This window comes from Rossellomorea sp. FM04394, assembly GCF_041889765.1.
GTDB lineage: Bacteria > Bacillota > Bacilli > Bacillales > Bacillaceae_B > Rossellomorea > Rossellomorea aquimaris_B.
In genome coordinates this window covers 2016421-2037204 of record NZ_CP168654.1, presented here as the reverse complement: position 1 = coordinate 2037204, position 20784 = coordinate 2016421, and the positions used below count along the sequence as shown (strand labels likewise).

Annotated in this window: 18 protein-coding genes, 1 riboswitch and 1 other annotated feature; all 18 genes read right to left on the bottom strand. The window is 40.0% G+C overall.

Annotated elements, in window-relative coordinates:
• Positions 1–3 precede the first annotated feature (3 nt).
• The 18 genes from metC to ACCB35_RS10070 all read right to left on the bottom strand — a co-directional run bounded on the left by metC (position 4) and on the right by ACCB35_RS10070 (position 20708).
• On the bottom strand, positions 4–1188 hold the full coding sequence (metC, locus tag ACCB35_RS10155) for a cystathionine beta-lyase (protein ID WP_374056748.1): 1185 nt from the start codon (positions 1186–1188) through the stop codon (positions 4–6).
• Entirely contained in the window at positions 1181–2305 is a 1125-nt protein-coding gene (locus ACCB35_RS10150) for a methionine biosynthesis PLP-dependent protein (RefSeq protein WP_374056747.1), read from the bottom strand. The genes metC and ACCB35_RS10150 overlap by 8 nt, the downstream gene beginning before the upstream one ends.
• A 91-nt stretch (positions 2306–2396) precedes the next feature.
• Positions 2397–2507: riboswitch (SAM riboswitch) on the bottom strand.
• A gap of 120 nt (positions 2508–2627) precedes the next feature.
• The gene (locus ACCB35_RS10145; protein ID WP_374056989.1) at positions 2628–3620 is read right to left on the bottom strand and encodes a tryptophan--tRNA ligase; all 993 of its coding nucleotides are present in this window, start codon (positions 3618–3620) and stop codon (positions 2628–2630) included.
• A 54-nt stretch (positions 3621–3674) separates the two neighbouring features.
• Positions 3675–3918, bottom strand: a binding site (T-box leader).
• A 67-nt stretch (positions 3919–3985) separates the two neighbouring features.
• Positions 3986–4612 (bottom strand): metal-dependent hydrolase, encoded by a 627-nt coding sequence (locus ACCB35_RS10140; protein WP_374056746.1) that lies wholly within the window; start codon positions 4610–4612, stop codon positions 3986–3988.
• A 96-nt stretch (positions 4613–4708) separates the two neighbouring features.
• The gene (locus ACCB35_RS10135) at positions 4709–5335 is read right to left on the bottom strand and encodes an NUDIX domain-containing protein (RefSeq protein WP_374056745.1); all 627 of its coding nucleotides are present in this window, start codon (positions 5333–5335) and stop codon (positions 4709–4711) included.
• Between the two features lie 13 nt (positions 5336–5348).
• Positions 5349–6005, bottom strand: coding sequence for an HAD hydrolase-like protein (locus ACCB35_RS10130; RefSeq protein WP_374056744.1), 657 nt, complete (start codon positions 6003–6005; stop codon positions 5349–5351).
• 258 nt (positions 6006–6263) lie between these two features.
• On the bottom strand, positions 6264–6419 hold the full coding sequence (locus ACCB35_RS10125) for a hypothetical protein (RefSeq protein WP_374056743.1): 156 nt from the start codon (positions 6417–6419) through the stop codon (positions 6264–6266).
• Positions 6420–6531: 112 nt separating this feature from the next.
• Positions 6532–7746 (bottom strand): phosphatidylserine/phosphatidylglycerophosphate/cardiolipin synthase family protein, encoded by a 1215-nt coding sequence (locus ACCB35_RS10120; protein WP_374056742.1) that lies wholly within the window; start codon positions 7744–7746, stop codon positions 6532–6534.
• A gap of 173 nt (positions 7747–7919) precedes the next feature.
• A complete protein-coding gene (locus tag ACCB35_RS10115; RefSeq protein WP_374056741.1) occupies positions 7920–8477 on the bottom strand; it encodes a VanZ family protein in 558 nt (185 codons plus the stop codon).
• Positions 8478–8757: 280 nt separating this feature from the next.
• Complete coding sequence (gene selB / locus ACCB35_RS10110; RefSeq protein ID WP_374056740.1) at positions 8758–10644, bottom strand: selenocysteine-specific translation elongation factor; 1887 nt, start codon at positions 10642–10644, stop codon at positions 8758–8760.
• 379 nt (positions 10645–11023) lie between these two features.
• Complete coding sequence (locus ACCB35_RS10105; protein WP_374056739.1) at positions 11024–11620, bottom strand: SCO family protein; 597 nt, start codon at positions 11618–11620, stop codon at positions 11024–11026.
• A gap of 165 nt (positions 11621–11785) precedes the next feature.
• Complete coding sequence (locus ACCB35_RS10100; RefSeq protein WP_299741111.1) at positions 11786–12082, bottom strand: hypothetical protein; 297 nt, start codon at positions 12080–12082, stop codon at positions 11786–11788.
• Between the two features lie 113 nt (positions 12083–12195).
• On the bottom strand, positions 12196–13356 hold the full coding sequence (locus ACCB35_RS10095) for a Ger(x)C family spore germination protein (RefSeq protein ID WP_374056738.1): 1161 nt from the start codon (positions 13354–13356) through the stop codon (positions 12196–12198).
• A gap of 6 nt (positions 13357–13362) precedes the next feature.
• Positions 13363–14811 carry a spore germination protein gene (locus ACCB35_RS10090; RefSeq protein WP_374056737.1) on the bottom strand — a complete coding sequence of 483 codons (1449 nt, stop codon included), beginning with the start codon at positions 14809–14811 and terminating at the stop codon, positions 13363–13365.
• A 12-nt stretch (positions 14812–14823) separates the two neighbouring features.
• Positions 14824–15903, bottom strand: a complete 1080-nt coding sequence (locus ACCB35_RS10085) for an endospore germination permease (protein WP_374056736.1) — start codon at positions 15901–15903, stop codon at positions 14824–14826.
• 209 nt (positions 15904–16112) lie between these two features.
• Positions 16113–19247 (bottom strand): AAA family ATPase, encoded by a 3135-nt coding sequence (locus ACCB35_RS10080; protein ID WP_374056735.1) that lies wholly within the window; start codon positions 19245–19247, stop codon positions 16113–16115.
• Entirely contained in the window at positions 19244–20389 is a 1146-nt protein-coding gene (locus ACCB35_RS10075; protein ID WP_044337996.1) for an exonuclease SbcCD subunit D, read from the bottom strand. Before ACCB35_RS10075 ends, ACCB35_RS10080 begins: the two co-directional genes overlap by 4 nt.
• 181 nt (positions 20390–20570) lie before the next feature.
• Entirely contained in the window at positions 20571–20708 is a 138-nt protein-coding gene (locus tag ACCB35_RS10070; RefSeq protein WP_113968090.1) for a YvrJ family protein, read from the bottom strand.
• Between the last annotated feature and the right edge of the window lie 76 nt (positions 20709–20784).

Sequence of the window (20784 nt, the reverse complement as noted above, 5' to 3'; positions counted from 1 at the left end):
TTTTTATAGATTTATCACGTTGTTTCTATTGATCTTTTGAATACTATCTAAACCGTTTTTAAGATCATTAATTAATTCATCCACGTTTTCAAGTCCTACTGATAATCGCAATAAACCATCTGTAATACCTCTTCTTTCCCTTTCCTCTTTTGGCATGGAAGCATGTGACATTCTTGAAGGATAGGATAAAATGGATTCCACTGCCCCAAGACTTACGGCGAATACGGGAATGTTTACATGTTGTATAAGTTGCTTCACTTCCTCTTCTCCTTTCAATCGGAAGGAAAGAACCGCACCTGGCCCCTCTGCCTGGCGAACTTGAATTTCACGACCGGGGTGATAGCTCAAGCCCGGGTAGTACACTTCTTCAACTTCCTTTCTCTTTTCTAGGAAGCTTGCAATCTTATATGCCGATTCAGAAGACTCCTTCAACCTTACGTGCAGTGTTTTCATTCCTCTTAAGAGCAGCCAGCAATCCTGGACCCCGAGGACCGCACCAAACGAATTCTGCAGGAAAGCAAGTTTCCCCGCAATCTCTTCATTCCCCGTTACCGCAAGCCCCGCTAAGACATCACTATGGCCGGCAAGAAACTTCGTGGCACTGTGGAGGACAACATCTACACCCAGACTGATCGGTCTTTGCAGCAGGGGAGTCATGAATGTATTATCGAGGAACGTTAAACATCCATTTGCCTTGGCAAGCTTAACGACTCCCTCAATATCCGTGATGTTCAGCAGCGGATTCGATGGTGTCTCCATATAGATCACTTTTGTATTGTGCTTGATTGAACAAGCCACTTCATGCAGGTCCTTCATGTTCACGAAGGAGTATTCTATATCAAACTTAGTGAGGACTTCCGTGATCATCGTGTAGGTCCCACCGTATACTTCTTCTGATACGAGAACGTGATCCCCGCTCGATAATAATAGAAAACTTGTTGAGATTGCCGCCATTCCGGATGAAAAGGCAAATCCCCTTACCCCTCCTTCGAGCTCAGCTATCGTTTCCTCGACGGTTTCCCTCGTTGGATTTCCCGATCGGCTGTAGTCATATGTTCCATACTGGTCGAAATCCTGTTGATGAAAAGTTGTTGCATGATGAATCGGCGTAGAGACCGCTCCTGTTTCTTCATCAAATCCGTGAGAATGAATGAGTGACGTCTGTAGTGAAAATGGTTTTTTACTCATACGTAAGCACCTCTTTTTCCAATTGATGAAAAACATTCTCCAAATCTGCTATCAGGTCATCAATAAATTCGATTCCTACAGAAAACCGCAGGAGTCTGTTGCAGATACCAAGCCTTTTTCGTTCTTCTTCAGGAATGTCTGCATGTGTCTGGGTTGCGGGATAGGTGATGAAGCTCTCAACCCCCCCTAAACTCTCAGCAAACGTAATCACTTTTAATTGGCGGAGAAAGGGTGCCACCCATTCTTCCTTTGCGATGCGAAAAGAGAGCATGCCGCCTTTCCCCGGATACAAAACGTCCGTTACACATTCATGCCCCTCAAGATAGTCGGCAAGTTTTCTTGCGTTTTTTTCATGCTGAGCCATTCTGAGACTAAGGGTTTTCATCCCTCTTAATAAGAGCCAACAATCAAAAGGTGCGAGAACCGCGCCGATTGAATTTTGAATGGTGTAGATTTTTTCCGCCAACTCCTCTGAGTTTACGACCACGACTCCCGCCAGCACGTCATTATGGCCCCCTAAGTATTTCGTCGCACTGTGAATGACAATGTCTGCTCCCTCAGTGAGAGGCTTTTGCAGCACAGGTGTATAGAAAGTATTATCGACAATTAAAAGCAATCCATTATGCTTTGCAATACCGGCAACCTCAGATATACTTGCTTCATTCATCAATGGATTGGTTGGCGTTTCAAGGAATATGGCTTTTGTTCTGTTAGAAGTTTGTTCTTCTATAGAGCCTGCATCACTTGTATCAACAAAATGAAATTTGATTCCGTATTGTGCTTCATACTGAACGAATAAACGGTAGCTTCCCCCATAAAGGTCTCTCGATACGATCAATTCATCCCCAGTCGAGAATAAGCCAAGGATTGCCTGAATCGCTGCCATCCCCGAACTGAAGGCAAATCCCCTGTGCCCCTCCTCTAATAGAGTAAGAGCTTCCTCTAAGGTGCCGCGTGTTGGATTTCCTGTTCTCGTGTAATCATATCCTGTCGATTGGCCAATCCCCTTATGTTCATAAGCAGTCGATAAATGAATGGGCAGGCTCACAGCACCCGTTGCAGGATCCTTCCGGTTCCCTGCCTGGACAAGCAAAGTATCAATATGTTTTTTCAACATTCTTCTCTCCTTTTCTCTCCCTGAAAACGAAAAGGGAAAAAACAAAAAAACCTTCTTATGAAAATAAGAAGGTTTTGTACGTTCGTTCTCCCTCTTATCGTCCAAGTTGACATCAACTTGCTGGAATTAGCACCATACCTGAATCTTGCGGCTGGTTGCTGAGGTGTCTTCGGGCCAGTCCCTCTACCTCTCTTGATAAGAAACAATATGAATTTGTGAAAAATAACTTTCCCATAACTTATAACAAAGGAAAAGAAAAGTCAATAAGAATTATGAATTATCTGAAAAACAAATCCCTCACGATGTTATATTTCAATCAATCTTAAATTCCTATTTTCCTTTTAATCTCTTTCATGAATGGGATCGTTTTTTCCCGCGCTTTTATTGCTCCCATTTGCAGTATGGAATCCAGCAAATGGGGATTTGCCATCAGTTCTTTATATTTGGATCGCGGTTCTTCAATGAATGAATTCATGACTCCAAAGAGTTCTTTTTTCGCTTCTCCCCAGCCTATTCCTCCTTGAAATCTCCCTCTCATTTCTTCAACTTGATCGGATGTTGCGAATTCTTTGTAGAGCGAAAATATGACGGACGATTCAGGATCCTTAGGCTCTTCGGGGGTTGAGGAATCTGTTTTGATTTTATTGATTAGTTTTTGCAGTTTTTTCGGTTCTTCAAATAAAGGAATCGTATTGTTATAGCTTTTACTCATTTTCCTTCCATCAAGTCCCGGTAGAACAGATGTTTCTTCCTGTATGATATACTCGGGAAGAACAAATGTTTCGCCATATTGCTTATTAAAGTTTTCTGCCAGGTCCCTGGCAATTTCAACATGCTGAATTTGGTCTTTTCCAACAGGAACCAGTTCAGTTTGAAATAGAAGGATATCCGCGGCCATCAATATCGGGTAGGTGAATAAGCCCATGTTGACCCCTGCATCTGCTTCTCTGCCGCTGTTTTGATTATCTTCGACCATTGATTTATACGCATGAGCGCGGTTCATTAATCCTTTCGGTGCAAAGCAAGCGAGAATCCAGCTCAATTCAAAGATTTCAGGTACATCGGATTGACGGTAGAAGATCGCTCGATCAGGATTCAACCCTAAGGCTAACCAGGCTGCTGTCACTCCATAGGACAGTTCTCTCATTTCATGCTGATCATGTATCTTCGTTAAACCATGATAATCCGCAACAAAATAAGCTGTGTTGTAGGATTCATTTTCTGCCAATCGTAATGCAGGTTTAATCGCACCGATATAATTCCCTAAATGAATACGCCCTGTTGGTTTGATACCCGTCAGAACTTGTTTTTTCATCATTATCTCCTCCCTTATATCATGAAAGAACACAAAAAGGGCTTCTCTTCCTTAAAAAAGGACGAGAAACCCGTGGTGCCACCTTCATTCGCTTACCTACCGTAAACGCGCTTTTCATGTACAGAAGTTCAGACTTCAATACACTGTCTCTTTTACCGGTGAGACCATCCGCCATAACCTACTGTTTTCAGCCTGGTAGCTCCAAAGCCCATTCAACGACCTTCCCACACTGATTTGCACCAACCATCAGCTCTCTGAAGTGTTTCGTTCGCCTACTTTTCTTTATCATTGCCGTTTCAAGTATTTACTTGTTTCCATTATTTTAATGCATCGGAAAATAATGGTCAATAGGTGTTTGCATAGGATTATATTTCTTTCGAGAAGAGGGGAAGGAAAAGCTTTATGCCTCTTTTATTAAAAGGAAGAAATTTCATATCGGCGATCAAGTGACTGGCATATCCGATTACACAAGCTTCGAATACTCCATCCATCATTAAGGAAGACTCAAGATAATGGGCAATCACTCCATAATAGATGATTCCAAGGACAGAGTGGGTGTAACTCCGATGTGGAACAAATGAAGCGATGATGATATATATCCCCAACAAAAATAACCACGTTTCATTCAATTGCCAACCGCATGCCGTTACGCCGACCCCGGTGATCATCAGCATCCTTCTCTGAGTGATGAAACTTGAGAGAATCATCATTCCGGCTCCATAACCAATCCCAAGCCACCGTTCTTTCCCTATACCTTCAAGATAGCTGTATACCATCATTAAAAAACCAATGATTTGTGCCACTGACCTGATCATTTTCGATGAAAGAGTAACCCTGTTACTAAGCTTTCCGTCAATATCCATATCAGGCATGAGTCCGGATACCCCGCCTATTGCAACGAGGGCTGCGGTTATATCCGGACCAGACCCAAATGAGTTGGCCACAATAAATCCTGTTGCTGCTCCTATTGCCATATGTGCTGTGCCGTTCAAGTGTGTCCTCCTACTCTCTTATCACAATATGTATGTACTAGATTACTATAATAGCCTTTATTATCCATACTGACTATGGGAAGTACGGATTAATTTCTAAAGATGAGCCGATATGCGCGAAATAATGTCAAGAAGATAGGACCTTTCATGAGGAACAAAGTGATGGTAACTCACCCTTTGCTTAACGAAGTCCTTTTTTCCTGCCTCATTTACAAGAAATCCTTCCACGTCGATTTCCGCTTTGGTTTGTTCAACTAGTGCATTAAAATCTTGAAGAGTCGAACGGTAAATACCGGACAATTCTTCTGACTGAAGTTGAAATTCGTCATATGCAACCGGCTTGGAATACAAGAACACGTGAGTTAGTTCCCGGTCGAACATATCCCGTTGAATTAACTCTCCTTTTACAATTCCCAATGATTGCAGTTCATCTATCGTAATAAGAAGCCCAAGCTCTTCATGAACTTCCCTTATACCATCCTCAACCTTCTCCTCCGATAAAATATGTCCAGCTGCGGTAATATCAAGTAAGCCGGGGAAATCCTTTTTCTTATCACTTCTCAGTTGGAAATAAATATAGGCCTCCCTACTACTCTTATCATAATGCGCAAGCCAGCAATGAAAAGTTTCATGCCAATATCCCTTTAGATGCACCTCAGAACGACTGGCTACTCCAAGCCTATTACCGTGTTTATCAAAGACGGCTAATTGTTCATTCTCCACCCTAATCCCTCTTTCATTTCATTTCTTCCAGATACTTTTTAACCTCCAAGAGATCTTTAACCACAATATCCGCTTCACGTAATTCTTTTTCCTGAGAAAAATCAAAGGCACAACCTATCGAAAGAAATTGATTTAACTCTGCTCCTTTGAAGTCAGACAATCTATCTCCAATCACAATCCCATGTGTAAGATTGTGATCTTCTTTGATTTTTCGAATCAATTCCCCTTTGTCATCTGATTGTATTTCCTGAATGCTGTAGCAGTCTAAAATCCATTGGTTCAAACGAAAGTACTTGACGATCGCCTTTAAATAATGAGGATATCCGTTGCTTGCCACAAAGACCGGAAACCCTCTCCCTGTTAAATAGGTTAATATTTCCTCCGAATGTGGATAGAGAGCTCCCTTTCCTTTCTGGATATTTTCAATCAACTTTTCTTGAAACACTTCATTCACTTTACCATGTATATGTAAGGGATGATGTGGTAAAAGTGTTTTCCACACAACAGAAAGAGGTACACCCATAATTTCTCTATATACTTCAAGAGGTGTATCCCCTTTCCACATTCCTTCATCTCTTAGTAGTTGAAAGGTATCATGAAGTGAAGCTTCAAGAATACGATTCGTTTGAAATAAAGTTCCATCCATGTCAAAAATCATTGCAGCTTTCATCCATATTCTCCTTTATTGCCTTTCGTACCTCAAAATGTTGGGCGTTTTATACTTAAGTCATTATCTTGCTTATTTGAAATAAGCCTTCTATAATCATATCAAATTCACAGCAGAATGAAAGCAACTGCGTTTATTGCCAGTAAGAATGTAGGACCGGTCATTATTTTATTCACACTATCACTAAAACATCGCAAAAAAACACACAAGAATGCTTCTCTTGTGTGTTTACTCCTTAAATCGGTGTATAGCTTGCTTTCTTTAAGATGCATTGGGAAGATAAAAGAGGACCGTCAACATCATGCCGATAACAGAAAAGATCACGATACTAACTGCTACTGACTTGTGAGACTTTGATACATGCTTCTTCTTTAACACGTTAAAAAACTTAAAAGCCAATAACGAAAGAATAAACAAAGATACAAACAAGAGCTCGCTCATGGACAATCCCTTTCTTCGGTAAGGTGTATTCTTATTAAGATATGAAATCACTTTACCATATTTTCTTATTCAATAAAAATATTTATTCTCAGAAATAATAATATATCCAATCAGGGGTTTTACGAAGCGCTTTTTCCCAGGCAGGGAGTTCATTAAAGGCCTTCATGGTCAGCTTCTTACTATCATTAATGTCATTCTGGATGAGTGATTCTAATTCCCCGGCAACTTTGGCATCGCGAATGATACAGTTGCTCTCATCATTTAAGTAGAAGCTTCGTGGATCCCAATTGGCTGTACCTATATCAGCCCATTTATGATCAATGATCAGCACTTTCCCGTGGAAAAATCCTTTTTCGTATAAATAGAGATCCACTCCGCTCTCCAACAAAGTTTTCTCTATTCTATAACTTGGCGGCTTCGTAAACCATGCATCGGTATTGTCCGGGACGAGAATCTTCACTTTCACCCCGCGCTTCACTGCTTTCTTTAAAGCTGATACAAGTTTCCCATTTGGTAAAAAGTATGGCGTTGTAATCGTGATGCTCTCTTCCGAACTGTTAATCCAGTTTACTGTCTTATCTACGATACTGTCGCCTGTCGAAAACAAGAAATGAACGCTGCTCTTTTCATTTTCACTTAAAGTAAGAGTAGGAGGCACGCTTTCCATACTCTCAGCTCCATCCTCGACCCAGTCCCTTTTAAACTGCTGTGCCACCTCAATCCCTGCCTCCCCCTCCAACCGTAAGTGATAGTCCCTCCAGTAACCTAGCTTCGGGTCTTTGCCTAAATATTCATCCCCCATATTGAATCCTCCAATATAGGCAATTCTTTGATCAATGGAAACGAGCCTGCGATGATTCCGATGATGGAGGGAATAGAAGATGTTCTTTAGGGATAGAGGCCTGCTTTTTACAAACTTCACCCCTCCTTCTTCCATCCTCTTTATACTTTCCTTTTTTATATCTGAACCCAGGTAGTCAACAGATAGACGAACATCTACACCTGCCTTGGCCTTTTCAATCAGTAAATCAAAAAACTCGTTGGAAATCTGATCGTCCCTGATAATGAAAAAATGAATCCAAACAAGCTCATCTGCTGTTTTAATATCTGCAAACATTTTTTTATATAAGTCATTCCCAGTATTGTAGACGTTGATTGCAGCTTTATGAGGAAGTGTTTCCGTCATTGGGTGAGTTCTCGCATAGTTTTTCACACCTTGTTTTACATCCCAGTGCATGATGAGGAATAAAATCACGATGCCTGCAGCCGTTATCAGGATTAATTTAAATCCTTTTTTCAGCAAGGGAACTCACCTCCTTTTTATGTAGTATTAGCTTTTGTTTAAGGGAAGAGACTATGCATCTCCTTTGAAAGTTTATATGGTTCCAAAGGTTATCTACAGAATTATCATGCTGCTTAAGCAGTTTTGCGTTAATTTTTGACAAAAAAAAAGCATTAACGAAATCGTTAATACTCTCAGTTTATTTTCTTATTGATTTTCAACATATTATAGATAAAACGTCCGCTCACAAATAGGAGACCACCTATAAATGAACCTAGCGTATTCATAATCCAATCATCAATATCCGTTGCTCTTCCTAATGGTAAATAATATTGGGCACATTCTATACCGAAGGAAAATAGTGCCCCAATAAACGTGACCATCAGTATAAGTTGTTTCGAATGTCTCATCCACCAAGCTATAAAAAAGGTTAATGGAATAAACAATAATATATTGGCCAGCAGGTTTCTGATGGGTACATCTAAATGATTTCGGTAAATTAAATTCAACTTAAGATTAGAAAATGGGTCGAAATTCACCGATCCCTCTGACACATTTCCACCTGTCAAAGGAGTCAGAGTGATTAAACATATGCCTCCTATCGTTATGCACGTAAATAGTACAGGCAGTAGGTTCATCCATCTGCCCTTCCCATTTCTTTTCTTCCAAAAGGAGACCGCAAAGATAAGGGAGATCGTCACAACTATTATAATTGGAAGAACCCAACCAAATGCGCTCCATAATTCTTTCATGATTCCGTTTCCTACTTTCCTTTAAGCTACAAACTCTGATTTAGTTTATTTACGATGATATATGTTTGAAAGAGAAGCATTATGACAAGGTGGCAAATGTCACTTCTACAGCCTTTTTTCGATACCATTCCAAGTAGAATAATTTAAATTGTCAGGAAAGGTCATTATTGGCTACATATAAAAATCGATCGGGTCAACATATTCACCTAACCCTTTATACCTTAATTTTTGAACATGTAAACCCGTCTCTCCTTCCCCACGAATATCTATAGCTAACTCCTCATCCTCTTGCACCTGTTCCAATCCACTTACGAAGCTCCTGGATCCTCAAAGTCAGACCATCCTTATCCAGCTTTTCTAAAAACGGGATCATGTATTTTCTGGATAATCCCAGAACCTCTTTGGCATCTGCTATATCGAATGTTTCACCGGTTTTTTCTTTTAAGTCTTCAACGGCTTTCATAAAAATCTGATAGGAATAGGCCTTTTTATCATCCAACGGCACGATTTTTTTTTCTTGGATGAAAAAGTGATGAAAATCAGACTGCCACTTTGGAGGAATACCTACTTGATGAAAATACTCTTCCATGTCTTTTACTTGTCTTCCATCAGCCTCTAATAAGTCAAGGAGCTGACTGCATCGTTTCTCCCATTGAGGAGGCAAGTGAGGAATGAACCCCTCTAAACAAAGAATGCCACTGCTTTGTTTCCAATGTTTTTGCTCAATCGCATAGTCCACTAAATCTCCTGTGTACTCCTTTAAAGATTGCTTCAATTCACCACTATTGATCCCTTTTAATAAAGGAAACTCCTCATGAAACCCTCGAAGAATCTGATCGATCGATTCCACGCATTCTTCCACTATTTTTAAATGTGAAACTTTGGATTGTGAAAGTACAATCCACTGATCATCACCCTGCAGCATATCATGCAGCTCTGTGTGTGTTAAAGAGGCTTCTCGTAAGATGAAATCTTCATCTACACATTTGTATTGTTCAAGCAGCCTTAGAACTCTCTCCTGAGGCGTTCCATGCCGTTCAGACTGAAGAAGGGCCATCGTTTCCTCTCCAAACTTGTATCTCCCTCCATTTGGCTGAATAATCCAGCCTCCTCCGATGGTTTCCATCGGAGAGGGTCTTCTTAGTATAAAACGATCACCTCTTTTGGCAACAATCGATTCATCAAGCCGGATCTGACATAAAATAGGCTCCGTTTCCGACTCCACTTTATTTCGATCAAAAAATACAAGCTTCCCCATCACTTCGGAAGTTCCAACATGAACCACAACTGGCATTCTTTGTTTTATAGGATGGTTTACCGCATATAATATTTCGAGACACACATCAATCGTGTTGGTCACGGAAAAATGTGTGGATGTGACGAGTACATTTCCTCTTTTCAATTCTTTGTAACCCACTCCTGAAAGGTTTATCGCTGCACGTTGACCGGCAAAAGCACGACTCTCTTTCCTATGATGAGCTTGAATTTGTTTCGCTTTCGTATGTATTCCCTGGGGTAATATCATTATTTCCTCTCCAGTGTCCAGGGTACCTCCAAAAACAGTCCCTCTTACGACAGTTCCCTGACCTTTTACAGTGAAAACTTGATCAATCGGTAAACGAAAATCGCCTCTGACACTTCTTGAAACCATGTCCTTTAACGTAGTAATGATTTTCTGTTTTAACTCTTCGACACCTTCTCCTGAAAGACTATCTGCCAACAAGACAGGGGCCCTTTCAAATACCGTTTCCTTCAACTCATCCATCACTTCTTCAAGAGCCATATCCCTCAGTTCTTCATCAACTTTGGAAATTTTCGTCAACACGACAATGCCGTGAGTAATTCCCAGTAACGCCAGGATATCAAGATGTTCTTTCGTTTGCGGCATCACACCTTCGTCTGCCGCTACCACTAACACAACGAGATCGATCCCTGCCACACCTGCGATCATCTGGCGAATAAACCGCTCATGACCAGGAACATCCACTACAGAAATCTCCATATCTTCATCATGATATAAAGGGGCAAACCCGGGTTCAATCGAGATGCTGCGCTCCTTTTCTTCCTTTAATCGATCCGTATCGACAGAAGTAAGGGCCTTTGTGAGAGTGGTTTTTCCGTGATCAATATGTCCGGCCATTCCAATCGTATAGTATTGCTTCGCCATCCTCTCACCTGCTCTCTATCTTTTCTTTTTGAACCGGAAAAATAGGACGCCGGCCATTATGGCAAAACAAATGGCGAATAAGATTCCCTTCCATACATCTCCATCTGAAAAAGATTTCAATACCCATATCAATATAAATAAGGTTATGGCTATGTCAATCATCATCATACCTTTTGAGTTTCGAATGTTTCTTCACCTGCTACTCTTTAATTTATTTGCAATCCTTCCATTCAGGTCTAAACCTTGCCGGACAACATTCCCCGACATAGCGGTTCCCCTTTTTATCATTATAATCCTTTAAACCCTGATGTAGGAATGTTAATTCAATTGTAAAAAAGGAGAATCACCTGATATTCTGTGATTCTCCTTCCTATAAAATCTATTCAGACCCCTCTTGAATCAATGTTTTCATATCTTCGACAATTTCATCATAAGGGACATCACTATTGCCACTATACGTTTTTACGACTATACCTTTTTGATTCACAAGATAAAAGCTGGTACCATGAATCATCTGATCGGAATTAGGATCGTCGGCTACAATCGAGCGGAAGGAGTGTTCCGCAAGGTCCTTAACCTCGTCAAATTCATAACCTGTAAGTAGTTCCCATTTACTTGCATCTGCTTCAAAATTTGAAATATACTCCTTTAATGCTTCCGGTGTATCATTTTCAGGATCTACGCTGAAGGAGACGATTTTGTAATCCTCTACTCCTTCTTCTTTCAGCTTTTCTTGAAGCTTCGTTAAATTAAAGGTCATGGGTGGACACACTGTTTCACAATTAGTGAATATGAAATCTGCGATCCAGACTTGTCCTTTCAGATCGTTCAAACCGACTTCTTGATTATTTTGATTCGTATAAGAAAATTCTTTCACTTCATAATCTGTTTCTGCTTGAAAGTTACTATTACTGCAACCTGCAAGGAGAATCCCGATGATGGTCATCACCACAATTAATGTTTTGGTTTTTGACATCTTTATCTCCTCCGACTTTATCTGTCTCTCCCATTCTATGTTAGTAAAAAGGGGATCAAAAAACAATCAGTACCGGTAAGATTCATTGTCTATTTTGTGAAAGCTATGCTCCCATTCCAATAGTAGAATCCCTTTCCTAATAAACTAGTTAACCCCCCATCACACTCATTCTTCCCGTTCCTCCATTTTTTTCTTGGAAAATAAATAGTGCAGCGTAAATCCATGAACGACCATTATCGTAAGGAAAGCAAGAAAATAATAGAAAACACCTATGACCCCATCTGAAGTATCCTCTGTTATGAGCCACCATACGGATGCAAAGAGAAGAAAAAGAAATTGAAGTGCGACTCCCTCTAAGAATGGTTTTTTATAGGTATTAAAATCCAAAAGCCTTTTCCAGCTCCACCCAATCGCCACTACGGCAGATACTAACAATAGTAATATGTAGATACTTATTTTCATCAGTGATTCCTCCATTCAAATTCATACTATTTCCATGTTATTCAAATGACCTGGAAAATGAAAGAGAAAAAGGGAAAAACACCAATTTATTTTGGTGTTTTTCTACACTGATCCTATTCCATGCTTTTGTGATCGTAACGATAGGCGTTGAAATGTGTAATATCCACTTTTACTTTCACTTCGTCTAATGAATGGTCTGTTAAATAGAATGAAGGCTGTTCTTCAAGCTTTCTAAACTTTAGTGGATGGTATCTATACCATTTTTCACCTACATTCAGTAAATCCACTTGCTTTTCCAACCCAATATTATACACTTTTTTAATTTCATTTTCCAAAGACTTTTCCAAGGTACTTTTAACATCTTTATATGGAGCATCCACTAATTTTTCAATTAGCTCTGCTTTCACGCTGACTTCAAGTGAAAAGGTGGAGAAATCACCTCTTTCTTCCTTGTATTTTATTTTAGGCTCTTTCGTCAATAGTTTAAATGTAGATACCAATTCATCATCGATATATAGAGGATAATCGATTTGATTTTTTTTGGTAAGCAACCAATCAACGATGATGGAGGGTTCAGAAGGAAGGTCTCCTTTGAATTGTGATTGTTGAAACAGACTATAACCGTTCAGATAAAGTACAGGGTATGGTTGATCGGTTTGCCAGGATTTTTTATCGATACTGATATTTGGGATGAACGCTGTCCCCATCGGTTCATAGTACTCCCGAAGAAAATGCATTAAACTTGTTGCACTAATATCATCTTGTAAAGCCTCTACGGTTTCTTCTGTCAAAAGGACTGTATAAACGGGAGGATATTGAAATAAACCATTCAACTTAAAGATTTTCTCGATGCTCTCGTCAGTTGTAAACAATAGAAGATTGGGCCTTAATGATCGATTTCTGCCCACATCCTCCAGAACTTCTTTGAATTTAAACTTGATCAAATTTTTTGAGACGACGAGCGTTTTTGTATGTCCAAAAAACAATGATGGCCTCGATGCTTTATATAGGTTTCTTACAGCCATATTCAGGGTTTTACCGGAAGCAGAACCGACAAAAGTCGGAACAGGCTCTGTCGGCTTACTCCCCTCCTGCTTGGCTACATTGGCAAAATTCAAGCCTTGAATATATGCTGTATATAACTCGTTCTCTTCATTATAATCCAATCCGATCGAGACGATATAAGTTAGGTCCTGAATGTTTTTTGACCCTGTGCATCCTGTTAATAAAAGGGCTGCAGCAACTAAGATGAGCTTACTTATCATATTGATCATAATGATCTATCCCTTCCTTGTATCATCATCCGGGCTCGTTGTAGGGGTGCGCTTCTTATAAAATTGAATAGGTAACCGGAAAAATGACCGAATGGTTTCATTCCAACTGATTGGAGCTGCAGAGCCAAGGAATGGAGTACCAAAGGAAGATTTTGTCGCTAAATAGAGAACCGTCAGAATAAAGCTCATAACAACACCGAATAATCCAAAAAATGTGCTAATGAGCAATACAATGAACCTTAATATCGTTGTTCCATATTTCAATGTTTGATTGACGAGTGTAAAGGACGAGATATATGTAATGGCACCAATAACAAGCATGGTTGGGGATGTCAACCCGGCACGTATGGCGGCATCTCCCACAATCAGCCCCCCAAGTACAGAAACCGTCTGTCCAATTGCCCTGGGTAGCCTGACACCCGCTTCATTAAAAAACTCAAACAAAAATAGGACGATAAACATCTCAACAGGAGCGGAAAGGGGCAAGCCGAACCTGGACATGGAAATCGTCGCCACGAGCAGATAGGGAATTTGTTCAATATTATAAGCCGAAAATGCCACCCATAATCCTGGTAAATAAGCTGAAATCATGATCCCGGCTACTCGCAGGATCCTTTCCAAAGATACATATACGTAATTGATACTTGAGTCTTCTGGTGATTTCGTTTGTAACAGAAGATTTATTGGCGCAATTGAAACAGTTGGGTACCCATCCACCAAGAGGGCAAATCTTCCCTGAACCAATGAATCAACGATAAAATCGGGGCGACCTGTATAATCGAAATTAGTAAAAATGGAATTAGGGTTGTCATCAAGCATAGATTCCAGCTGTTGATTGCTGGTCAGAACATCAATATCCACTTTTTCTAATCTAGTATATAGCTCATCAAGAATACGCTCATCGATTACATCACTCAGGTACATGATGGCGATTTCTGTATGACTGCGGGTCCCTACCTTATATTTTTCAACTGATAGAGTTGGAGTGAAAAGTCTTCTCCTGATTAACGAGATGTTTGTATTTAAGTCTTCAACAAAGCCATCTTTCGGGCCACGGATAGATGTTTCAAGCGAAGATTCCTCCGGGAGCCGTTTTGGGAGATTGCCTGCATGTAAGGAGATAATTTTTTCTTCGATAAAAAACAAAATATACCCATTAAATAAAGCAGTAGAGAGCTTATCAAGGGACTTTCCGGTTTTATCTACTGCTTGGAAATTCCCCTCCATCTTTTTTGCATAGGACTTTTCAGGAGATTCTTCTAATTTTGGGAGAATGAATTGATCGAGATAATGTCGATCCACCAAACTCTCAAAATACACCAGGGTGACGACTTCATCGTGAAAAAAATGTTCTCGAATAAGTAAATCATGACTTTTTGAAAATAATTGCGTTAACTCTTTCAAAGAGTCCTCTTTTTCTTCCACTATACGCTTTTCTTTCGAAGACTTCTTCATTCTGAACATCCTTTACTTTATAAATCGGAGTATCACTGCTGACGTAATAATTTGTACGATGAAAAGGACAACGGTTGCAGGAAAAAAATAGATATATAAGAACTTATAAAAAAAATACGTATCTACATCTATAAAAATGAGTACTGCCAGTATTAGAAAAAATGGCACCATCACTTTTAGTGAAATCCGGTAACGATCCTTCTTTTTCGTGAAAAATACGGCAAGCAGAAACATGAATAAACTAATCCTGATAAGTGCTCCACATAACCACTGATAGAGAGCAAAGAAATCTAAATGGGTAATAAATTCCCCAATGGCTAATATTCTCCATTGTTCATAGGCTGGATATCTCATATTCGCTGATTCTACATGTCCAAATTCCATGATCGAAGCGGTTAATGGCCCGAACATCAAGCCCATAAAAATTAACCCAAGAACGATTAAATGATGAAATTTAATCTTCCCTTCACTATAAGGCTGTATTAATACAATCAAATATAATTCAAGTAAACCTGATAATACGTAGATCATTCCTTTTAAGACAGGCTCATACCCATGACTGAAAATCGGCAATAATAAACTGGGATCTTTCATATTGGTGTTTGTAAAAGCAATAAAAAAACCAAATAACATAACCAATGGCAATAATATCCCACTCGCGATGGCCATATGTTTGATCCCTGACCAACTGATTAAAAAGCAAATGATGAAGATGCTTCCAACCACTAATAATGATGGAACATCTGCTAAAAAATATGCACTTAACCATATTATTAAGTCAACAAAGGTTATATATGCACTTGATAACAAAAATAAACACATGGGCAGTGAAAATAGGAAAACAAGAAATTTGTTCCACTTTTGATTAAGTAAATGATAGAACCCTTCCGGAGGGGAATTCTTAACTATGTAATAAATGAATAAGGTCACGATAAATAAAATAGGATAGGATAAAATGATGCTTATCCAACCGTCTCTCCCGGCTGCATTAATAATACTTGGGATAAGCATGACATGATTTAGTAAACCGGTTGAAAGGATGAGCAATAATATTAGCTGTCGAGGAATTAATATAGGACGAATGCTTCTCATAGTTTATCTCCAAAGTTAGGTAGTTTTATCTCTATTTATGTCCTACAGATAAGAAATCAAACCCCATTTTCAAATTAAGGATCGCCCATGCCTATATCATCTCTATATTTATGATCAGGATCTTTGCCATAATAGAAAACAGTCAAAGAGATTGTCTCTTTGACTGTTTTAATCTTCATTGTGAAGCTGAAATGTATTAATAGAATAAACTAAGCCAGAAACTGAAATTCGGTCCTGCTTCCGCTTTGAGAAGATATGACCTCTAATCGGGCATCGATTCTCTCTTTTAACTCTGGAACATGTGAAATCAACCCTACAAGTCGTCCACTGCTTTGAATATCCATCAGTGCTTCAATTGCATGGTCCAGAGATTCTGGGTCCAATGTTCCAAACCCTTCATCAATAAACATTGTTTCAAGTGAGACACCACCTGCATATTGCTGCACGACATCAGCAAGTCCGAGAGCCAATGCTAGCGATGCCTTGAAGCTTTCTCCTCCGGATAACGTTTTTACGTGCCGTTCCTGACCAGTGTACTGATCAAATATGAGGAGTTCTAGACCGCTCTGGACGTTTCCTTTGCTTCTATCCGTTTTTCGAATCAGCTGATATCTTCCAGACGTCATTTTGATTAATCGTTCATTTGCCACATGAAGAATCTCTTCAAGAAATGATGCAAGCACATATCTTTCAAATGTAATTCTGTTTGCATTCTGCCCCCGGGCCACTTCTGCCAGATGTCCCACCATTTGGTATCTGGATTCTAAATGCTTTATGCCTTCGTTTATGGTTGTCACCCGTGAAAGGATAAGCTTATTCTCTTTTGTATTTGTCGCGATTTTATTTAGTTCATCATTTGCAAGCCTAAGTTCTTCCGTAACCCGTGATATGTTTTCTTCAATGCTTTTCACGTCAGGTTTATGTTTATCCTCCAAGTGCTTTTCGATGTCATTCAGTCGATCGGAAACGGAACGCAAGTCTTCCCCATATTTCTTGATTTTCTCTTGAAGACCCATCATTTCTGCTTCAGACATTTTCGCTTCCTGGAAGGCTTTATAGTGGGGGAAACCCTGTTCTGTAAGCAGTGCAAGGAATGCTTCACGCTCTGTTTTCATCTCGGCATCTACTTTGTCTATCTGCATTTCTTTGTCACTTACTTGTGACTCTTTTACGCTGTACATGTTTTCAAGCTCGTAGTATAGCTTCTGGGCGTGCTCGTATGCCGTCTTCAACTCTTCTCTTTTTTGCTTCTGCTCCTTTAACACTTTGTTAAATTGCTCTTTTGATCTGAGCTCATCAGGAATGGCTTCCTTCACTTTTTGAAGGGTAGTATCCTTCGTAAGGAACAGAGTATTCAGCTCCTGTAGCTTGTCCAGATTTTCCAACCTTGAGCGTTCCAGTTCCTCTAGCTTTTCCCTTCCTTTTCTTACTTCTTCCCTCATGACCTTCGCTTGTTCGACTTCTCTTTTCTTTTCTGCCATTGAACGTTTCAAGGCTTCAATCTTTGATGTCATTTGAGAAAGAGTATCATCTATTTCGTCCCGCTTGAAGTCGCTTTTCTTTTCGCGGATTTTCCGAAAGATTTCGTCTATCTGATCCTGAATACCCTGCATTTTTGTTTCCTCTTGGGCAATCGCAAGGCTCATCCTTTTCTCTTCCTGGTTGAGTTCCTCCTGCTTTTCCTTCGCCACTTTCAAATCCTCTTGAGAGGGTAATGAATCAACACGAGTGGCTGGGTGTGGGTGATGCTCTGACCCACAAACGGGGCAAGGATCGTGATCAACCAGCCCTTTTGCAAGGAGTGCAGCTTGAGCGGAATGCCACTTTTCTTCTAAATGGGCCAGAGTTTCAGACGCATCCGAACTTTGTGTTTGAAGGTGATGATACTGTTCTTTTAATTGTCGCTCCTGCTTATGGACAAGTTGCAATCTCTGCTCCATCTTCGCCATTTCATTTACTTGTTCTATAAAGGATTGATTCTCTTGCAAAGATTGTTCTAATTGAAATAATTCTGCTTGACCATTTTCCACTTCTTCAAGTCGTATCTCCCTTGATTTTATGCCTTCCTGTAAAAATGAAATCTTCTCTGTCTGTTTTTTGACGATGTCTTGCTGATGCTCATATCTTTCTTTCATTTCCTTGGTATCTTTTACCAACATATCCAGAGAATCTATATCTTTTTCCATTTCTTCGAGTTGAGTGATTTTTTTAGAAACGTCGTCCCTGAGTTTTTCTTTATTCTTTTCTTTTTTCAAGGTTTCTTTAGCTTCTATAAGCTTTACCGAGATTGCCTTCTTTTCGTCTGTAAGTTGAACGAATTGACCCTTAAGTTCCTTCAAGTTTCTATTTAGTTTATGGCAATACTCATCTTGTGGAACTAAACGGGAGGCTCGCTGGGCTAATAAAATGTCTCGATCGAATGATTTGATTTCAGGCTTTAATTTTAAAAGGGATTCTTTCTGAGCCCTTAGTTTTTCTTGAAGTTCGTACTGATCGACCAATCCTTCTGCCTCTTGAAGCTGCTTCTGAAGGGCGTCTCTTTTCTCCTGCACTCTTTCATAGGTAAGCTGCAGTTCTTTCTCCCTTTTTTCCATGCTTTCAATGTGTGCAGGAAGAAGTTGAAGAATATGGTGATCATTCAATGGATTTTCCAATAATAGTGATTGAAGCTCTTCATTTTCTTCAAAATGAATTCTAAGTAATTCCCTGGTTCGTTCTTCCATAGAAGTTTCTACTGACTTTTTTAGATCGTCTGCCTCAGATTTCAGTTTTTCCTGGATGGTCTTATAGAGCTCTGTATGGAATAGGCGTTGCAGGATAAGCTCCTTATCTTTACTGTCTGAAGTTAAGAGCTTTCGGAACTCCCCTTGGGGAATCATAAGGATCTGTCTGAATTGATTGGCATCCAGTTGAATCAACTCTTTGATCTTCTCATCCACGTCTCTGACGTTAGCCGCCAGTAGCTGTTCTTTCCCATCTTCATCGTATACGTACAATTCAGATCGGGCATTGATGGTTGTGTAGCCTTCTCCTCTTGCTTTCTTTTTGTCCTGCTGAGGGGAGCGCCAAATACGATACGATTTGCCTCTTAAACTGAATGTAAGCTCTACCTCCGTAATAACATCATTACTTGCAAATTGACTCCTCAGTTCAGTCGGACTGCGATCTTCACCACTCGCTTTTCCGTAGATCGCATAAGATATTCCATCAAAAATAGTCGTCTTGCCTGATCCTGTCTTCCCGGATATCACGAACATTGTACGGTTCCCTAACGAACGAAAATCAATCGTTTCTCTACCTGCATAGGGTCCAAAGGCTTGCATCACTAATTGAAGAGGCTTCATGCTTGATCGACTTCCTTTCTCGCTTTCCCGATAACGTCTTGCAGGATTTCTTTTTTTTCATCGGTAAATTCACCTGTCGTCATATCCCCATAGAATTCTTCAAACAAGTCAAGCTCCGACCTCTTCTTATCCTCTAGTACGCGAAATGTATTTTTCTTTTTTGCATCGGTGAGATCCAATTTCCTCTCCAAATGAAGGACATTCGGATAAACTTGGCGCAGTTGGTTGATAGGATCGATTAACGTTCCTTCATCATGTAACATAATTTTTAAATAGTCATCTACTTTTTGGGATTGATAGAATTCGGGATCCAGAAGTTCTTCCATAAGCCCCTCTAGTTCTCTCATATCTTGTTTCGGCTGAAGCACTTTTTCCCGTAAATGGAATGATCCGTCCCCTTCCATTTCTACTATGCTCACTGATTTTCGCTGATTCGCTTCAGAAAAAGAGTATTTTAATAGAGATCCGGAATATCGAATCGTTTCATGCTTAATAGCATCTGGACTATGAAGATGCCCCAGGGCTGTGTAATGAAAAGAATTAAACACATCTGAACCGACACAGCCGGATCCTCCAACAGAAAGGGTGCGCTCTGAATCTGTGGTTTTACCACCGAGGACAAATGCATGCCCCACAAAGACATGTGGTTCATCAGGTTTCATATTTTCTTCAATCCGTTTCACGATCGCTTCCATTGCAGCGTGATGAGAATTGATTGAATCGTCTTCAAGGACTTGTCTCACACTACCAGGCTCAGCATAGGGAACGCAGTGGAAATTAACCCCATTAATCGTGATTGGAGTAAAGTCGTTTGTCAGCTTCCCTTTCAAGTAAAAGTGACTATGCTTATACCATGATGACCCAAATGATAATCGTTCTGCACTATCATGATTTCCCGATACGGCCACTATAGGCGTGTTTAACTCTACATTAATCCGGAATAAAACCTCATCCAATAACTCTACAGCTTCGGTAGGAGGAACGGATCGGTCATAAAGATCCCCTGCAATCACGACTGCATCGGGCTCCTCCTCTTTCACGAGCTCTATCAATTGCTCTAATATAAAGCGTTGTTCTTCTGTCATATATATGCCATGAACCAGTTTACCTAAGTGCCAATCGGCGGTATGAATGAATTTCACTTCTGATGTCTCCTTTCCGGTCATTGAGTATCTCCCTAAATTATATCAAACTAAGAAGTTATAGGTGAGTGGAAATGTCAACTTATAGAACGATTGTTCCTATATCACCTTTTTATTATCGAACTTCCATGATTAGAAAGGGAAGGAGGCCCCAAATGTGAAATGAGGGGCCTCCTTTCTATTATTCTTTTAACTGCTGAGGTAGTGTTTGTATCGACGTGATCACGGCATCCAGCTTCGTCTCAATACGATATAGGAGATACATCGTGACAACAATCGGAAAGCCTACTTCAGAAACGAAGGAAATAATAGTTTCCATTCTTTTCCCTCCTCTCATCTTTTATATAGGGAGAATGAGAGAAAAAGGAGACTATATATAAAAAAAGCGAATCCAT